Source organism: Trinickia symbiotica (genome assembly GCF_003028655.1).
In the GTDB taxonomy this organism is placed as follows: Bacteria; Pseudomonadota; Gammaproteobacteria; order Burkholderiales; family Burkholderiaceae; genus Trinickia; species Trinickia symbiotica_A.
The window spans coordinates 220,739-237,835 of sequence record NZ_PYUC01000001.1; the positions used below are offsets into that span (position 1 = coordinate 220,739).

Genomic DNA, 17,097 nt, shown 5'->3' on the forward strand with positions numbered 1-17,097 from the left:
CCCATCGAGCGCGGCGCCTTTCATGTGTTTTTGTTGAGCCTGACAACCACCCACATAAGCGACCACATAAGCGGGGTTACCACTATGAAAGCATCGCGTCGCACGTTTCTCATCGGCAGCGTCGCCGCCGTTTCCGCACTGACTTGGCAACGCCAAGCCCTCGCCGATACCGCGCCCAAGCTTGATGAAAGCGATCCGCAGGCCAAGCAGTACAGTTACAAGCTGGATGCGACGAAGGTCGATGTCGCGACGTCTCCGGCGTACAAGCCCGGACAGACTTGCGCCAACTGCTCGCTCTTTCAGGGCCAGTCTGGCGATCCCTACGGAGGCTGCATTATTTTCGGCAACAAGCAGGTGGCAGCCGCCGGTTGGTGTAACGCCTATACGAACTCCTAATGTGCTATTAGAGATCGCTCGCGTTCCGCCCAGCCCATGATCGTCGCCTCAACGATCCGGCTCACATTCAAAAACTACTATTAGGTATGTCCTTCACAGAAGTCCACGGGGCTCCCGGTTCATGAGCAAGCCCAGCAAACAGCGGCATCTCGACAAACTGCTGGAGCAAGCCGTCGCGCTTCAGCAAAACGGCGCATTCGCTGATGCGGAGGAGCTCTATCGCGAAATCCTCGCCGAACGTCCGCGCCATTTCGATGCATTGCAGTTGCTCGGCGCACTGTCGTTGCAAACCGGCCGCATCGAGGAAGGCGCGGAACTCCTGAAGCAGGCTCTCTCGATCAATGGGACGCAGGCGCCCCTCTATTCCAATCTCTCGTTTGCGCTGAATTCGCTCGGGCGGCACGAGGAAGCGCTCGCAGCCGCCAATCGCGCGCTATCGCTGAAGCCGGGCTTTCCCGATGCGCTCAACAATCGCGGCATGGCGCTCGCGGCCCTTGAGCGTCCGCTCGATGCGCTCGCGAGCTTCGAGAAAGCGATCGCGGGAAGGCCCGATTTTCCCGAGGCGTGGAGCAACCGCAGCTGCGCGCTGCGCGATCTCGGACGGCCCGCCGATGCCGTCGCGAGCTGCGAGCAGGCGCTTGCGCTGCGCCCCGACTATGCCGAGGCCTGGAGCAACCGCGGCAACGCATTGAGCGACATGAACCGGCCGACGGACGCGCAAGCGAGTTACGAACGCGCGCTCGCGGCGTCCGCGAAATTCGCCGACGCATGGAACAACCTCGGCCTGACGTTCATCGACATGAACCGACATGAGGACGCGCTCGCCTGCTATGACCGTGCACTCGCCCTCGGGCCGGATGCCGTCGAAACACATTGGAATCGCGCGCTTTGTCTGCTGCAGATGGGCCGGTTCGACGCGGGCTGGGCCGAGTACGAATGGCGTTGGGAACGCAAGCGCATCAAGGCGGGCAAGCGCGCATTCAATGCACCGCTGTGGCTCGGCGATGCGCCGCTCGACGGCAAGACGATTCTCCTGCATGCGGAGCAAGGCCTTGGCGACACACTGCAGTTTTGCCGATATGCGGCTCTCGTTGCACGGCAAGGCGCTCAGGTCATTCTGGAAGTGCAGCCCGAACTCATGCGGCTGCTCACGGGACTCGAAGGTGTCGCACAGCTCGTCGAAGCGGGGCAGACGCTGCCCTCCTTCGACTGCCACTGCCCCCTTCTGAGCCTGCCGCTTGCGTTGCATACTGACTTATCGACGATCCCGGCAAAGACGCCCTATCTCGTTGCCGATCCGAAGGAGTCCGAACGATTTCGCGCCCGCATTGCCGAAATCGGCGATGAAGCCGAAAACGGAGCCGGAAACGATGCGAAGCTCAACGTCGGGCTCGTCTGGGCAGGAGGCAGCCGGCCGCATGTCCCGGAGCTGCGGAGAAACGACTCGCGGCGCTCGCTCTCGTTCGAGCAGCTCGGCCCGATCATCGATGTGCCTGGCGTCCGCTTCTTCAGCCTGCAGAAGGGGCCACCCGCGTCTCAGCTCGAAGCCGCGCGTGCAGGCCGCGAAACAAGCCAGCCGATCGTCGACTGGACCGGCGAGCTCAGCGATTTCGCCGGCACGGCCGCATTGGTCGACAACCTCGATCTCGTCATTTCCGTCGATACGTCGACGGCTCACCTCGCCGGCGCGATGGGCAAGCCGGTCTGGATCATGAACCGGCTCGACACCTGCTGGCGCTGGATGCTCGAGCGCTCGGACAGCCCGTGGTATCCGAGCGCCCGTCTCTTTCGTCAGCCCGCGCTCGGCGATTGGGCGAGCGTCATCGATGCGGTGGCCGAAGCCTTGGCACTCAAGAGCCGCGCAAGCTGATCGGTCAACGCCTCGCTCGCCGGCGTCATAGGCGCGCGCAACTCATTGTCGATCAGCCCAAGCGCCGCAAGCGCCGCCTTCACGGGAGCGGGGTTCGGTTCGGACATGAGCGCACGCACGAGGGGCGCGAGCTCGTGAAAGATCGCGCGGCCATCCGCCAGCCGCCCCTCGGCGAGCGCGCGATGCATCGCCACGAAGTGCTCGGTCCGCAGATGCGCGCTCGCCGCGATCGCTCCGTTGCCGCCCATGCAAAGCGTGTTGAAGATCGCGTCGTCGTTGCCGGCCAACACTTGCAAGCGCCCGTCGCGGATCAGCGCGAGCGTCGTATCGACAGAGCCCGAGCAATCCTTGATCGCCACGATGCGCGGGTGCGCGGCAAGCGTCAGCAACGTATCGAGTTCGAGGCGCACGCCGGTCCGGTACGGAATGTCGTAAAGGACGATCGGCTTCGTGCTCAGATCGGCCAGTCGTTCGAAATGTTCGACGAGCCCCGCCTGCGAAGGACGAACGTAGTAAGGCGCGCTGATGAGAAGGCCTGAGATGGGCCGTTCGTTCATGCGCCGCACGCGGTTCTGCAGTTGTGCCGTCTGATTTCCGGCGAGGCCGGCAATGACGGGCACGCCTTCCGCCTCCTGCAAGATCGTTTCTAGCACCGCATCCTGCTCGTCGAGCGAAAGCGCCGCGGGCTCGCCGGTGGTGCCCAACGCGGCAAAGCCCGCTACGCCGGCCTTGCGATAGCGATCGACGAGCGCCGCCAGCGCGACGTGATCAACGGCGCCGCGCGAGAACGGCGTAACGAGCGGGATCCAGATACCGGAAAAAATCGACATGTCTTCACCTCGAAAGATGACCGAAGGAATCCGTCGAACAGTGAGGGGAAGGCGCGGGGTGAAAGCCGGTTTGTCGCTGTCCCGTCGTAAGTCCGACGGCAACAGCGCGCCGGTCAGACGAGCAGCTGTTTTTTGGCTTTGGAAACCGCAAGCGCGATCGCACGCGACGCGACGCCTGCTGCGCCGGGCACGGCGAGCATCTGCGGCATGGCGATCACGAGGAGAAGCGGGTATGCGGGTTCCATTCGGCGCAGTTTATCTGGTGCGCCACGGTTGATCCAGTGCAAATTTAATTTCCGTGTCAGACGCGCATCAATTCGTTTCCAGTGAGCCGCCGCTCCGACGCGGCACGCAACACGCGGCACGCGAATTATTGACGCGCGTTGAATGGAGTTACCCATCGCAATCCCTTTATCGGCCAAGACGCAACGGCAACAATGCTTCGTCGACGCTCTCGCAGACGACACGCAGGCAAGCGGTATCGCCCGATAAGGCTCATCGTCAGGCGATGCGCGCCCATGCCTCGTTATCCTGGCACCACCCAAATTGGAGCAACCCATGCCATTTGCAAATTACAAGTTCCCTGAAGGCATCCTCGATCACGCGCGCAAAGAGGAGATCATCCATCGCACGACGGCGATGTTCGTCGAATACTTCGGCGAAGGCGTCCGCCCCTATTCGATGGTGCTCGTCGAGGAAGTCGCCGACGGCGGCTGGGGCCGCGCCGACGAAACGTTGACGCTGGAGAAAATGGGACTGCCGGCGAAATCGAAATAATCGTCGAAACGCGGGTGACCCTCGATGCCGGGGCGCACCAGCGAACATCCGCCACCCGTTCTTGACTTCCGCCAACGCCGACGTAATATACGCAGCGCGTACAATCACGACGGCGAGGCCACCCATGAGCGTTCCCCAGCAGGCATTCCTTCGCGACGCCATGCGACGCATGAATATGACGCGCGAGGCATTCGCGAACCGCATCGGCGTGAGCCGTCGAGCGCTCGATACGTGGCTGCTGCCCGACGATTCGCAGGAATCGAGATCGATGCCGGAAATCGTCGGGCGATTCGTGTCCGAAATCGTCGGCAACATCGAGCGCGACGAAAACTATACGCAAAGCGTAGACTCTGCGTCACTCGCGAGCAAAATTCTCTTCGAGGGGAAACCACAGCTGCTATCGGTCGATCAGTTCTCGCGTGACGCCGTCGAGTCGCTGTTCCATGTCGCCGACATCATGCAGCCGATCGCGCGCCGCCAGAAGATCTCGCGCGTGCTCGAAGGGGCCGTGCTCGGCAACCTGTTCTTCGAGGCGAGCACGCGCACGCGCGTATCGTTCGGCGCCGCGTTCTGCCGGCTCGGCGGCTCCGTCTGCGATACGACGGGCTTCACTTTCTCTTCGATGGCCAAGGGCGAGTCGATCTACGATACGAGCCGCGTCATGAGCGGCTACGTCGACGCACTCGTCGTGCGTCACCCCGAGCAGGGCTCCGTGGCCGAATTCGCGCGCGCGACGAATCTGCCCGTCATCAATGGCGGCGACGGCCCGGGCGAGCACCCGAGTCAGGCATTGCTCGACCTCTACACGATCCAGCGCGAATTCTCGCGGCTCGGCAAGATCGTCGACGGCGCGCATATCGCGCTCGTCGGCGACCTCAAATACGGCCGGACCGTGCACTCGCTCGTCAAGCTGCTCGCGCTTTATCGCGACATCAAATTCACGCTGATTTCTCCGCCGACGCTGGAGATGCCCGCCTACATCGTCGATCAGATCTCGCGCAACGGGCATGTCGTCGAGCAGACGAACGAGCTGGCGTCGGGCTTGCGCGGCGCCGATGTAGTCTACGCCACACGAATCCAGAAAGAGCGCTTCGCCGACGAATCGTTCGAAGGTTACACGCCCGACTTCCAGATCAATGAAGCGCTCGTCGAAACCGTCTGCGGGCGCGACACCCTGATCATGCACCCGCTGCCGCGCGACAGCCGGCCCGGCGCGAACGACCTGAGCACCGATCTCAATCACGATCCGCGGCTCGCCATCTTTCGCCAGACCGACAATGGCATTCCGATCCGCATGGCAATCTTCGCGGTGCTGCTCGGCGTTGAAAACCAGGTGCAGCACTCGATGCGCGACGCGACGTGGCGGCCGCCCGCGTATATCGGTCCTGACGACGCCGTGTTTCATGGTATCGATTGATTGAAATAATCGCTTGGTAAGCACCGCTGACCGCGCTGGCATGGTATCCAGCGCGGCGCATGCGCGCGCCCAAGCGCGAGCGGTCCGGGCATCTGACTTGCTGCAACTCCGACTCGTTGGGACGCAAACTCAGCGTCCATTTCCGCCGTGCTTCATCGCATCGACGCCCAATGGAGCGAGCCGACCGCCATGTCCAAGCCGCCTCTCCCCCCCTCCGACGACGCCAAGGCCGTAAGCCAGACCGAACGCCACCCTGACCTGGCGCGCCGCCGTTTTTTGCAATCGGCCGCCGCGGCCGCCACTGTCGGCGCGGCGCCTCACTTGCACGCCAAGGAATCCCAGATGAACGATGCTTCCGCGCCAGCGCCAACCGGCGCAACGGCAACGGTCCGCTCGCCGGTCATGCCGGTCAAGCTGACGATCAACGGCCGCCTTCATCAGCTGCAGCTCGAGCCCCGCGTCACGCTGCTCGACGCACTGCGCGAATACGTCGGCCTCATGGGCACGAAAAAAGGATGCGACCGCGGACAGTGCGGCGCCTGTACCGTGCTGGCCGACGGCCGCCGCATCAATTCCTGCCTGACACTCGCCGTCATGCACGAGGGCGAATCGATCACGACTGTCGAAGGGCTTGCGCAAGCCGGCACGCTGAGCCCGGTTCAACAGGCGTTCATCGAACGCGATGCCTTTCAATGCGGTTACTGCACGCCGGGCCAGCTCTGCTCCGCGACGGCGCTCATCGAAGAGTTTCGGGCCGGCGCCGCGAGCGCGGCCACGCGAGACGTCCGCGCGAAGCCGACCGAGCTCACAGAAGCGGAAATTCGCGAGCGAATGAGCGGCAACGTCTGCCGTTGCGGGGCCTACCCCAACATCGTGGCTGCGGTGATCGACGTCTATCGACGTCAACGTACGGCATGACGCTCGGCCCCCGCGGTCGATGCTGAACGATAGGACAACGAAGGAATTCTGATGGAAGCGATTTCCTACGAACGTGCGTCCGATGTCGCGGGCGCCATACGCGCGGCGCGCGAGCCCGGCACGATGTTCATCGGCGGTGGCACGAATCTCCTCGATCTGATGAAGGGCGGCGTGGCACGGCCCGTCAAGCTCGTCGACATCACCCATCTCGGCAGCGGACTCGACGCGATCGACCGATTGCCCAATGGCGGCCTGCGCATCGGCGCGCTCGTGCGTAACAGCGACGCGGCCGATCACGCGCTCGTCCGCCAGCAGTATCCGCTGCTCTCGCAGGCGTTCGTCTCGGGTGCCTCCGCACAGTTGCGCAACATGGCGACGGTAGGCGGCAATCTCCTTCAGCGCACGCGCTGCCCCTATTTCTACGACACGGCGTTCGCCGAGTGCAACAAGCGCATGCCCGGCAGCGGCTGCGGCGCCATCGACGGATATCAACGCACTCAGGCGATTCTCGGCGCCAGCTCGCAGTGCATCGCGGTGAATCCATCCGATATGAGCGTTGCGCTTGCCGCCCTCGACGCAACGGTACGCGTGACGGGCGCCGACGGCGAGCGAGCCATTCCGTTCGCGGATTTTCACCGTCTGCCGGGCGATCACCCTGAACGCGATACGACGCTGCGTCCTGGCGAGCTCATCACGTTCGTCGATTTGCCGCCGCCCGCCTTCCCCGAGCATGCCTATTACCTGAAGGTGCGCGATCGCGCGAGCTACGCGTTCGCGCTCGTGTCCGTCGCCGCGGCACTGCAACTGCAGGGAGGCAACGTTTCGGACGTGCGCATCGCGTTGGGCGGCGTCGCGCACAAGCCGTGGCGCGCGACCGTCGCCGAGCGCATGTTGAGCGGCGGGCCGCTCAACGACGAGCGATTGCGCGAAGCGGCGGCGGCCGAATTGCGTGATGCTAAGCCGCTTGCGGGCAACCGTTTCAAGGTCACGCTTGCCGAGCGGGCCATCGTACGTGCCGTCAACGTAGCCGCGGGACGCAGCAGCCCGGGCATTACCGGAGTAGTCGCATGAACATGATCGGTCAACCGCTCAATCGCACCGACGGTGTGCTCAAGGTCACCGGCCAGGCTCAATACGGCGGGGAGTTTCCGGCGGGCAAGCTTGCGCACGGCGTGCTCGTCACGAGCACCATCGCGCGCGGCAACATCGCTTCGATCGATACGAGCGTCGCGGAAAGCCTGCCCGGCGTGATCCTCGTGATGACCTATCGCAACGCGCCACGTCTGCCAAACAACGGTCGGCCGAAGCTAACCCCGCCCTCGCTGAGGCGGCTTTCGTTGCTGCAGGACGACGAGGTGCATTACAACAATGAACCCATTGCCGTCGTAGTGGCGGAGACGTTCGAGCAGGCCACCCACGCGGCCGATGCGCTGCGCGTTTCATATCGGCAGGCCGCACCGGCGCTCGATTTCAAAGCGGCTAAGGCCAACGCACATCCGCCTCCTTCGATGTTCGGCGGCCCGCCCGACGCGAAGCGAGGCAATGTCGAAAGCGGGCTGCGCGAAGGGCCGGTGCGCATCGATGCGGTGTACACCACGCCGATGGAGACCCACAATCCAATGGAGCCGCATGCTGTTCTCGCGTTGTGGGACGGGCCCCGCCTGACGCTCTATGACACGACGCAAGGCGTCGCGAGCTCGCAGCAAGCGGTAGCGACGACGCTTGGCATCGCGCAGGAAGACGTCCATGTCATTTCGCCGTTCGTCGGCGGCGGGTTCGGCTGCAAGGGCTCGGTCTGGTCGCATGTCGTGCTTTGCGCGATGGCGTCCCGGCAGACAGGCAGGCCGGTCAGACTCGCGCTGACGCGTCCCCAGATGTTCGGTCCCGTCGGCGGGCGGCCGCACACGGAGCAGCATATCTCCGTCGCCGCGCGCAACGACGGCACGATCACCGGGTTGCGGCACGATACGTTCGCGAGCACGTCGGTGCTCGAAGATTGGACGGAGACCTCGGGCGTCGTCACGCGCATGCTTTACGCCACGCCCAATCTCGACACGACACATCGTCTCGTCCCGATGAACGTCGGCGTCCCGACCTTCATGCGTGCACCGGGCGAGACCACAGGGACGTACGCACTCGAATCGGCCCTCGACGAACTCGCTTACGCGCTGAAGATGGATCCGGTGGAGCTGCGCCTGAAAAACTATGCCGAAGTCTCGCCGCAGGAAGGCAAGCCCTGGTCCAGCAAGCATCTTCGCGAGTGCTATCGCGTCGGCGCCGAGCGCTTTGGCTGGTCGAAGCGCCCGCAAGCGGTGCGCTCGCTGCGAGACGGCGATACGCTGATCGGCATGGGTATGGCGACGGCCACCTACCCGGCCCACCGCAGCGAGGCGTCGGCGATCGCGCGCATCATGCCCGACGGCACCGCGGTCGTCGTCTCGGGCACGCAGGATATCGGCACCGGAACCTACACGATCATGACGCAAGTTGCCGCGGATGCGCTCGGCTTTCCGGTCAATCGCGTGAGCTTCGGGCTCGGCGATTCGTCGCTGCCGCGCGCGCCGATCTCGGGCGGCTCGCAATCGGCGGCAAGCGTTTCCCCCGCGGTACACGAGGCCGCGAGCGCGGCGCGCGCGCAGTTGATTGCGCTGGCACGCGCCGACGAAGCGTCGCCGCTGCACGGTCTCGCCGTCGAAGACGTGACGGTCGTCGACGGCTGGGTGGTGAGCCGATCGCAGCCGACGAAGCGCGATCCGGCAGCCGCGATCATCGCGCGTGCCGGCTCACGCCCGATCGAGGCCGCGGCCACCGCAAAGAGCGGCGATGACAGCAAACGTTTCGAATCGCATTCGTTCGGCGCGATCTTCACCGAGATCCACGTCGATGCGGCACTGGGGGTGATCCGCGTGCCGCGCGTCGTCGCCGTCTACGATGTCGGCCGGCTGCTGAACGAGAAGACGGGCAAGAGCCAGCTCATGGGCGGACTCGTCTGGGGCATCGGCGCCGCGCTCGAAGAAGAGAGCGCGCTCGATCCGCGCTATGGGCGCTTTGTCAACGGCAACCTCGCCGAGTACCACGTGCCCGTCAATGGCGACATCGGCACGATCGACGTGATGGTGCTCGACGTTCCCGATACGAACTTCAACCCGCTCGGCGCGCGTGGCATCGGCGAGATCGGCATCACCGGGATCGTCGCAGCCGTCGCCAACGGCGTCTATCATGCGACGGGGGTGCGCGTACGCGATCTGCCAATTACCCTCGATAAAGTCATGATGCAGATGACGGCCTGACGTCTTGTTTAGTTCTGCTTAGGAATCGGAACTCACACACTATGCACATCGGTACATGCGGTATGCTTGCGGCGGCGGGCGGCGCCATGCGGGATCGGCGGCACCGCCCTCCATCGCCGAACAACCGGATGCCCCGATGACCTATGCCTCCCTCGCCACCGGTCTGCTCCTCGCCGCGGGACGCGGCACACGATTCGATCCGACCGGTCAGCAAAACAAGCTCCTCGCACCGCTTCCCGATGGCACGCCCGTCGCGCGTGCCGCGGCGCATCGGCTGGTTGCCAGCGTTGCGCGCGTCGTCGCTGTCGTGAGAACAGGCGACGAAGCGCTCGCCCATTTGCTCAATGACGCGGGCTGCGATGTGATCTTTTCGAGCGAGGCGGAGCGCGGCATGGGCGCGAGCCTGGCCGCCGGGGTCCACGCGAGCGCTGACGCCGATGGATGGGTCGTCGCGCTCGCTGACATGCCCTGGATCGCGCCCGAAACGATCGAAGCCGTCGCACGGCGTCTCGGTCAGGGCTCGTCGATCGTCGCGCCTGTCTATCGCGGGCGGCGCGGGCATCCTGTCGGATTTGGCGCCATGCACGGTACGGCGCTCGCCGCACTCGACGGAGACGTCGGCGCACGCCTGCTGCTGGAGTCGTCGGATCTGACGACGATCGACGTCGATGATGCGGGTGTCATCGCCGATGTCGATACGCCGGGGGATTTGTTGCGCTAGTTTTGCGTTCGTCGGCGCGATGTTCGGTAACGCATGCACGGACCCGCACGATTGCCACCACTACCGGCGATTGCAACGCCCACCAAGCTATCAACCCCGATAGGTTGAACCCTCCCCGCCGCGTCAATACGATGCCGCCTACCGATCGAGATTAATTTATCTCGGTCACGCAATCCCAACCCTTCCGTGCCGCAGCCGTCGAGGAATTGCGATGGCCGTGGCATGGGTTGTCCCAATGCCGGAAACGCCTTCCGACATCCCCCGCAGGGGGCATCCTGCGCCGACCATTTAGGAGTACGAAATGAATGAAGTCCTGAGCTACTTCGAAACGACGGCGGTCAACACCATGCCGGTGAAGATGGGCGTCTGGTAAGCAAGCGCCCAATGACGGTGGAAGGGGGACGAGCGGAAACCACGCGCTCCCCCTTCGCGTTCCGACTGGAGAGCCTCGTCCATGAACCTGCTTCGTCAGCAGTCCTTAGTCAAGTTCGATCGCCAATTTCCCATCTACAACTTCTTCTTCCCGAGCCAGGGAAAAGAACGGTCCACACGCACGTTCTCCGAAATATGGGCCGAAGCGAACCGGCACGCGCGATCGCGTGCGCTCTATTTCCATATCCCGTTTTGCGACACCATCTGCAATTTTTGTCCGTTCACGCGCGGTAAGTACTCCGATCGCACCGTCATCCACCACTACTTCGATTCGCTGCTCTCGGAGATTCGCATGAAAGCGGATCTCGCCGATCTCAAGGGCGTGCCGATCGGCGCCATCTTCTTCGGTGGAGGAACACCGAGCCTGCTCGACCCCGAGCAAATCGTCGAAATCGGCGAGCTGATCCGCAAGACGTTCGATCTCTCTCATCTCCGTGAGTTTTCGTTCGAAGTGGAAGTGAAGAGCCTGACTCGCGAACGAGCGGATGCCATGCGCGAAATCGGCGTAACCCATCCTCGCTTCGGCCTGCAGACGTTTTCGCAGAAATGGCGAGACATGTTCGATCTAACCGCTACGTTGCCCCAGGTTCACGAAGCGGCCGTATTGCTGAAGGAGATATTTCCGTTCCAGACATTCGACATCCTGTACGGAATGAGTGGACAGGACGAGGAGGAATTGATCGCGGATCTGACCCAGGCGGTTCAGCTTGGCACCACGAATGTCGATATCTACCCAATCGACAACATCGTCACACAGGTAGGCCTTCACGCCAAGCTCGCCAAAGCGGAGGCAGCGCCAACTTCCGCGATGCGCAAGTTCAGCATGAATGTGCTCGTCGATCAATTCATGCGGCATGCCGGATTCATGCCGCACAACGGCCACGGATACGTGCGCGCCCCGGTCACGTCCGCCGTGGTCAGCGACGCCTACTCGTTCGTCTATCACGAGCATGTCTACGGCTACCATGATTTCGATCTGCTGGGCTTCGGCGTCAATGCAATCAGTTCGACGATGGGACATGTGACGACGAACACGCACAGCCGAAAGGTCTACAGCGAAAAGATCGCGCTCGGTGCCATTCCATGCGAAACGAGCGAGCACGATGATTCGCTCGACTACGCACGTCCGCTCGTCCTCCACCTTCCCTACCACGGGCACGTCGAGAAGCAACGCGTGGCGTGGCACCGCGTGCATCCCGAAGTGATCGCCAAGCTCGATCAGCTCAAACAAGAAGGCTTGGTGACGGAAGACGAAATCTCCCTCTCGCTCACGAAGCTCGGCTGGTACTGGTATGTCGACATCATGTACTTCCTGATGCCGAAAGCCGATCAATTGCTGATGAACGCGCTGGTCGCTCAAAGGCTGCGAGACCCCGGACGGTCCTTCACCAAGCGCGAGCTGCTTTATCCGGTCGTCTCGCTCAGCACCGCGGCGACTCCATCATGATCGTCATGCTTCGCCGAGAGCGCGCGTTCTCCGTGCTGCTCTCGGGTAACGTCCTTTCGCAAATCGGCGATGGCGTCCACGAATTCATTTTCATCATCGCCGTCCTCGAAGCGGCCAACAACGACGTCGCGCTCGCCGGCCTCGTCTACTTCTTCCGATTCATCCCCTATCTCGTCCTCGGGCCGCTCGGCGGCGCACTATCGGATCGTGTTTCGCGACGCGCGCTCATGCTCGGTGCGGACATCGCGCGCATGTCGATTACGGGCTGTTTCTGCGTCCTGTTGGCGAACGACCGCGCCGGGCTCGCATCGCTCGCTGCCATCGGCATGTCGATGACATCGTTCAGGACACTTTTCCAGCCCGCGTTCCAAGGGACTATCCGGTCGCTGGTGCGCACCGAGCATCTGCCTGCCGCGAACGGCGCCACGCAGTTGGCCGCGGAAATCGGCAGCCTCGTCGGGCCGGCGCTCGGCGGTTTGGCCCTGTCCGCGACAGCCAACGCGGGCTTCGTCTTGGCACTCGATGCGGCAACTTACCTACTATCGTCGGCTTGTATTCTCCTAGCCGCCGCTGCGGCAAAACCGGCAGAATCCGATCCAGAAACACGGTCAGCAACCCTAACCGTTCGCGGCCTCTATGGCGACTTCCTCCAAAACCTCAGAGAAGTCATGATCGCGCGCGATCTGCTCGTCACGATCGCCTGTTCGGCGCTGTGCATTCTTTTCGTCGGCGCCGCGTTGCGGATATTGATTCCTTCGATGCTGAAGGGCGCCAGCTACAGCGAGAGCGCGATCGGCTACGCGATGAGCGCCATCGCGTTCGGCGCGATCGTGGGCGCGGCGCTTTGCAGCAAGATAGTCAGCGACTTCAGCACGCGGACGCTAATGCTTTGCTGGTGCGCTTACGGTCTCGCCCTCGCGCTGCTGCCCGCGGGCATATCGAGCGCATCCGTCATCTTCTCCGGGTGTTTCATCCTCGGCAGCTTCGGTGCATTCGTCGACGTCATCTTGCCCACGAATATTCAAAAGCTCTCCACGGGCGGGAATCTCGGCAAGAACTTCAGCCTCTTCTCGACGCTGGCGAATACCGGCGAAGCATTGTCGGGCGGCTTCGCCGGCGCTTTGACATCGCATGCTTCGACGAGCTTCAGCATCACGATCATCGGCATCATCGTGGCGTCGATCGCCTATGCGGGCAAACTGAAAGCGAAGTCGATGGCCACCCATGTCTGACGGCGACTACCTCGCATACGGGCGTCATGTCATCGTCGACATCGCGGAAACCCCGGCCGCTATCCTCGACGACATGGACCGGCTCGAGCAGGCGCTCGTCAGCGCCGCCGTCGCCGAAGGCGTCACGGTGCTCGGCACGCTCAAGCACGCGTTCGACCCGAGCGGCGTCACGATTTTGCTTTTGCTCGCCGAATCGCATGTCTCCCTCCATACCTACCCCGACGAAGGCAAGGCCTTCTTCGATGCATTCACCTGCGGCGCTCGCCATGAGCCGCTCAGACTCTTTCGACGATTCGCAGCGATGACCGCGGTACGTGGATATAAAATACTGCGCTGCGAACGAGGGGGTTGACATGCAACAAAGGATTCTTACTGGCATCACCACAACGGGCATTCCGCATCTCGGCAACTATGTGGGCGCCATTCGCCCTGCCATTGCGGCAAGCTCGGCTCCGGGCGTCGAATCGTTTTTCTTTCTGGCCGATTATCATGGTCTCATCAAGTGCGACGATCCCGTGCGCCTCTCACGCTCGCGCGTCGAGATCGCCGCGGCATGGCTCGCGGCGGGCCTCGACCCCGAGCGCACCTACTTCTATCGGCAAAGCGACGTCCCCGAAACGCTCGAGCTCTATTGGCTGCTGACCTGTGTCACCGCCAAGGGGCTCATGAATCGCGCGCACGCCTATAAGGCAGCGACGGACAGCAACGAAGCGGAAGGCGAGGACATCGACGCGGGCGTGACGATGGGCTTGTTTTGCTACCCGATTCTGATGGCCGCCGACATCCTGCTCTTCAACGCGCATAAAGTCCCCGTCGGCCGCGATCAGCTTCAGCACCTCGAAATGACGCGCGATGTCGCGCAGCGCTTCAATCAGCTATTCGGCAACGGCAAGGAAATGCTGACGCTGCCCGAAGCCGTCGTCGGCGAACAGGCGGTTCTGCCCGGTCTCGACGGGCGAAAAATGAGCAAGAGCTATGGCAACACGATCCCGCTCTTCGCCGGCGGACGCGATGCGCTCTCGGCCGGCGTCATGAAGATCGTCACCGATTCGAAGCTGCCGGGCGAGCCGAAGGACCCCGATGCGAATCCGATGCTCACGCTTTATTCGGCGTTCGCCGGCGCCGACGAGTCCGCGGCATTCCGGGCCGAGCTCGCGAGCGGTCTCGGCTGGGGCGAGGCCAAATCGCGCCTTGTCCAATGCATCGAGCGTGAACTGGCCCCGATGCGCGAACGTTACGAATCGTTGATGGCTGCGCCGGCCAAAGTCGAAGAGATTTTGCTGGCCGGGGCGGACAAGGCGCGCGCGCTCGCACGCCCCTTGCTCGAAGAACTGCGCGACGCGGTGGGGTTGCGCGGCTTTTCTTCAATTGGCGCCGCCCCTCACCCCGCGGCAACGAAGGCGGCCGCTGCGGCAGCGTCGAAACCGCCGACGATGCGGCAGTACCGGGAGTCGGACGGCAGCTTTCACTTCAAGCTCGTGTCCAGCGGCGGAACCGTGCTGCTCCACGGTGGTCCCTTCGAGAGCGGAGCGGAGGCCGGCCGCACGATCCGGGCGCTGCGCGAGACGCACGGCCAGTCCGATGAGTTGCCGATGCACGTCCGAATCAACGCGGAATTGGCGAGCGATGAAGTCGAAGCCGGTCTGCAGGCGTGGGTCGACTCGTCTGCCGACTGAGCATCGACGGGACGGCGACGGCCGCTCGGGCGACAAGCGCTGAGCGCTCTGAGCCGTCTCGTTTCCTTCCAAAGAATGCCCTATAACTGAGCCACAGGAGCCCGTTTTCCCGCCGAGCCATCTTTGCAGACGAGGCTGTCATGGATTACTACATGCATACCACGCCCATCCCCGAACCGCTCGCGGACCCGACGCGAGACCCGGAGGGCGAGCCGTTCGTTCCGCCGCCGCCCGGCCATCACAACGACGAGCCACAGCGTCCCGAGGGGCCGCCGGACAAGGATCCGGTCTGATGCGCCGCAAGCCCTAATCCTATAGTCATCGCTCCCTCAATCAGGGTTTCCCCCGCTGCGTCGCCACGTCCGAGGTGTCGATAAGCCGGTCGGATGCGAGTCGTTTTTCGCATTCTCGACCCAACCGTCCGGGCCAAGAATTATCAGACGGATCGACTACTCGATGGAAGGCGCATGCAAAAAATGACTTTGAACCAGAAGCTCGGCTCGATGATCGCCGTGCTGTGGATCGGGCTGATTCTCATCGCCGTGGCCGGTGTCTGGCAATACCGCGCGTCGATGCTGAAAGATCGCCGCGAGCAGCTGATGTCGGTGGTGCAATCGGCCATGAGCATCGTCAAGCGCGACTACGAGCTTTCGCAGCAACATGCGATGAGCGAGGACGATGCGAAGAAGAAGGCGCTCGAAGCGGTGGCCGCCATCCGCTACGGGCAGGACGGCTATCTTTCGATCAACGACTCGAAGCCCGTCATGCTGATGCATCCGATCAAGCCTCAACTGATCGGAAAGGACCTGGCGAACTTCACGGATCCCGCCGGCAACCATCTCTTCATCGATCTCGTGCGCGCCGGAAGCCAAGAAGGCGGCGGCTTCGTCGACTATCTCTGGTCCAAGCCCGGCAGCGAAACGCCCGTGCCCAAGAAATCGTATTCGCTGCGTTTCGCACCGTGGGACTGGGTGCTCGTCACCGGCATGTATATGGACGACGTCAATGCGGAATTCGTCAACGCGATCATCCGCTGGTCGATTATCACGGGCGTGCTCGGCGTCCTTGCCACCGCGGCGATGGTGCTCGTGCTGCGCAGCGTGCGGCGCGGCCTCGGCGGCGATCTCGAGGTCGCGATCTCCACGGCGCAACGAATTGCCGAGGGCGATTTGACCGCGCATGTGCCCGTCTCGTCCGACGATCACGGCAGTCTCATGCACGCGCTTGCACAGATGCGCTCGGGTCTCGCCGATGCGGTCTCGCGCGTTCGCATGGGCGCCGAAAACATCAACGTGGGGGCGAGCGAAATCGCCGCCGGCAACATCGACCTGTCGCAACGCACCGAGCAGCAAGCAGCGGCACTCGTCGAGACCGCGTCGAGCATGGACCAGATGACGGCCAACGTGAAGCTGAACGCCGATAGCGCTTCGCAAGCGGCCCATCTCGCCGAGCAAGCGGCAGGCGTCGCGACGCGCGGCAGCAGCGTCGTCGACGACGTCGTGCGGACGATGAGCGATATCACCTCGAGTTCGCAGAAGATCGGCGACATCATCGGCGTCATCGACGGCATCGCATTCCAGACCAACATCCTCGCGCTCAATGCAGCCGTCGAAGCCGCGCGCGCCGGCGAGCAAGGCCGCGGGTTCGCCGTGGTCGCCTCGGAGGTGCGCAGCCTCGCGCAACGTTCGGCGACGGCGGCCAAAGAGATCAAGGCACTGATCGAATCGTCGACGAGCACCGTCGATCAAGGGGCGGCGCTCGTTGCCAATGCCGGATCGACGATGGGTGAAATCGTGCAATCGGTGCGGCGCGTCAACGAGATTCTCGAAGAAATCAGCCACGCGTCGCGCGAGCAAAGCGCCGGCATCGAGCAGGTCAATCGCGCGGTCGGAGAAATGGATAAAGTGACGCAGCAGAACGCGGCGCTCGTCGAGCAAGCCGCGGCGGCCGCGCAATCGCTGAAAGATCAGGCGGGCGTGCTGCGCGAGGCAATCTCGGGATTCAGATTGCCCGCCTGAATTACAAATTCATTACAATACACCGTCAAATCGACGGTGCCGCGCCATCGTCGAAAGCGCTCATTGCCGCGCC

Annotated in this window: 16 protein-coding genes; 14 read left to right on the top strand and 2 right to left on the bottom strand. The window is 63.2% G+C overall.

Annotation, left to right across the window (positions count from 1 at the left end; genetic code table 11):
• Nucleotides 1–84 precede the first annotated feature (84 nt).
• Both C9I57_RS00955 and C9I57_RS00960 read left to right on the top strand, forming a co-directional pair.
• Complete coding sequence (locus C9I57_RS00955; protein WP_107148780.1) at nt 85–396, top strand: high-potential iron-sulfur protein; 312 nt, start codon at nt 85–87, stop codon at nt 394–396.
• A gap of 121 nt (nt 397–517) precedes the next feature.
• Nucleotides 518–2,266 (top strand): tetratricopeptide repeat protein, encoded by a 1,749-nt coding sequence (locus tag C9I57_RS00960; protein ID WP_107148781.1) that lies wholly within the window; start codon nt 518–520, stop codon nt 2,264–2,266.
• On the opposite strand, the gene dapA is transcribed toward C9I57_RS00960, so the two are convergent.
• Nucleotides 2,188–3,096 (bottom strand): 4-hydroxy-tetrahydrodipicolinate synthase, encoded by a 909-nt coding sequence (gene dapA / locus C9I57_RS00965; protein WP_107148782.1) that lies wholly within the window; start codon nt 3,094–3,096, stop codon nt 2,188–2,190. The two genes, C9I57_RS00960 and dapA, sit on opposite strands and share 79 nt — an antisense overlap.
• Before the next feature lie 113 nt (nt 3,097–3,209).
• Nucleotides 3,210–3,383: a hypothetical protein gene (locus C9I57_RS32990; protein ID WP_219909847.1), complete on the bottom strand. Its 174-nt coding sequence runs from the start codon at nt 3,381–3,383 to the stop codon at nt 3,210–3,212.
• Nucleotides 3,384–3,654: 271 nt separating this feature from the next.
• Here C9I57_RS32990 and C9I57_RS00970 point away from each other — a divergent pair, with 271 nt between their 5' ends.
• The 12 genes from C9I57_RS00970 (at nt 3,655) to C9I57_RS01020 (ending at nt 17,024) form a co-directional block, all read left to right on the top strand.
• The gene (locus C9I57_RS00970) at nt 3,655–3,873 is read left to right on the top strand and encodes a tautomerase family protein (protein WP_107148783.1); all 219 of its coding nucleotides are present in this window, start codon (nt 3,655–3,657) and stop codon (nt 3,871–3,873) included.
• Nucleotides 3,874–3,997: 124 nt separating this feature from the next.
• Nucleotides 3,998–5,290 carry an aspartate carbamoyltransferase gene (locus C9I57_RS00975; RefSeq protein ID WP_107148784.1) on the top strand — a complete coding sequence of 431 codons (1,293 nt, stop codon included), beginning with the start codon at nt 3,998–4,000 and terminating at the stop codon, nt 5,288–5,290.
• 189 nt (nt 5,291–5,479) lie between these two features.
• The gene (locus tag C9I57_RS00980; RefSeq protein ID WP_107148785.1) at nt 5,480–6,208 is read left to right on the top strand and encodes a 2Fe-2S iron-sulfur cluster-binding protein; all 729 of its coding nucleotides are present in this window, start codon (nt 5,480–5,482) and stop codon (nt 6,206–6,208) included.
• Nucleotides 6,209–6,259: 51 nt separating this feature from the next.
• Nucleotides 6,260–7,279 carry an FAD binding domain-containing protein gene (locus C9I57_RS00985; protein WP_107148786.1) on the top strand — a complete coding sequence of 340 codons (1,020 nt, stop codon included), beginning with the start codon at nt 6,260–6,262 and terminating at the stop codon, nt 7,277–7,279.
• Nucleotides 7,276–9,498: a xanthine dehydrogenase family protein molybdopterin-binding subunit gene (locus C9I57_RS00990; protein ID WP_107148787.1), complete on the top strand. Its 2,223-nt coding sequence runs from the start codon at nt 7,276–7,278 to the stop codon at nt 9,496–9,498. The genes C9I57_RS00985 and C9I57_RS00990 overlap by 4 nt, the downstream gene beginning before the upstream one ends.
• 136 nt (nt 9,499–9,634) lie before the next feature.
• Nucleotides 9,635–10,219 carry a nucleotidyltransferase family protein gene (locus C9I57_RS00995; protein ID WP_107149221.1) on the top strand — a complete coding sequence of 195 codons (585 nt, stop codon included), beginning with the start codon at nt 9,635–9,637 and terminating at the stop codon, nt 10,217–10,219.
• A gap of 454 nt (nt 10,220–10,673) precedes the next feature.
• On the top strand, nt 10,674–12,098 hold the full coding sequence (locus C9I57_RS01000) for a coproporphyrinogen-III oxidase family protein (protein WP_107148788.1): 1,425 nt from the start codon (nt 10,674–10,676) through the stop codon (nt 12,096–12,098).
• Entirely contained in the window at nt 12,095–13,330 is a 1,236-nt protein-coding gene (locus C9I57_RS01005; protein WP_107148789.1) for an MFS transporter, read from the top strand. Before C9I57_RS01000 ends, C9I57_RS01005 begins: the two co-directional genes overlap by 4 nt.
• Complete coding sequence (gene speD / locus C9I57_RS01010) at nt 13,323–13,682, top strand: adenosylmethionine decarboxylase (protein WP_107148790.1); 360 nt, start codon at nt 13,323–13,325, stop codon at nt 13,680–13,682. Before C9I57_RS01005 ends, speD begins: the two co-directional genes overlap by 8 nt.
• A 1-nt stretch (nt 13,683) precedes the next feature.
• Complete coding sequence (locus C9I57_RS01015) at nt 13,684–15,006, top strand: tryptophan--tRNA ligase (protein WP_107148791.1); 1,323 nt, start codon at nt 13,684–13,686, stop codon at nt 15,004–15,006.
• Between the two features lie 140 nt (nt 15,007–15,146).
• Nucleotides 15,147–15,299 carry a hypothetical protein gene (locus C9I57_RS32595; RefSeq protein WP_018443994.1) on the top strand — a complete coding sequence of 51 codons (153 nt, stop codon included), beginning with the start codon at nt 15,147–15,149 and terminating at the stop codon, nt 15,297–15,299.
• A 183-nt stretch (nt 15,300–15,482) separates the two neighbouring features.
• Nucleotides 15,483–17,024, top strand: a complete 1,542-nt coding sequence (locus C9I57_RS01020) for a methyl-accepting chemotaxis protein (protein ID WP_107149222.1) — start codon at nt 15,483–15,485, stop codon at nt 17,022–17,024.
• Nucleotides 17,025–17,097 lie beyond the last annotated feature (73 nt).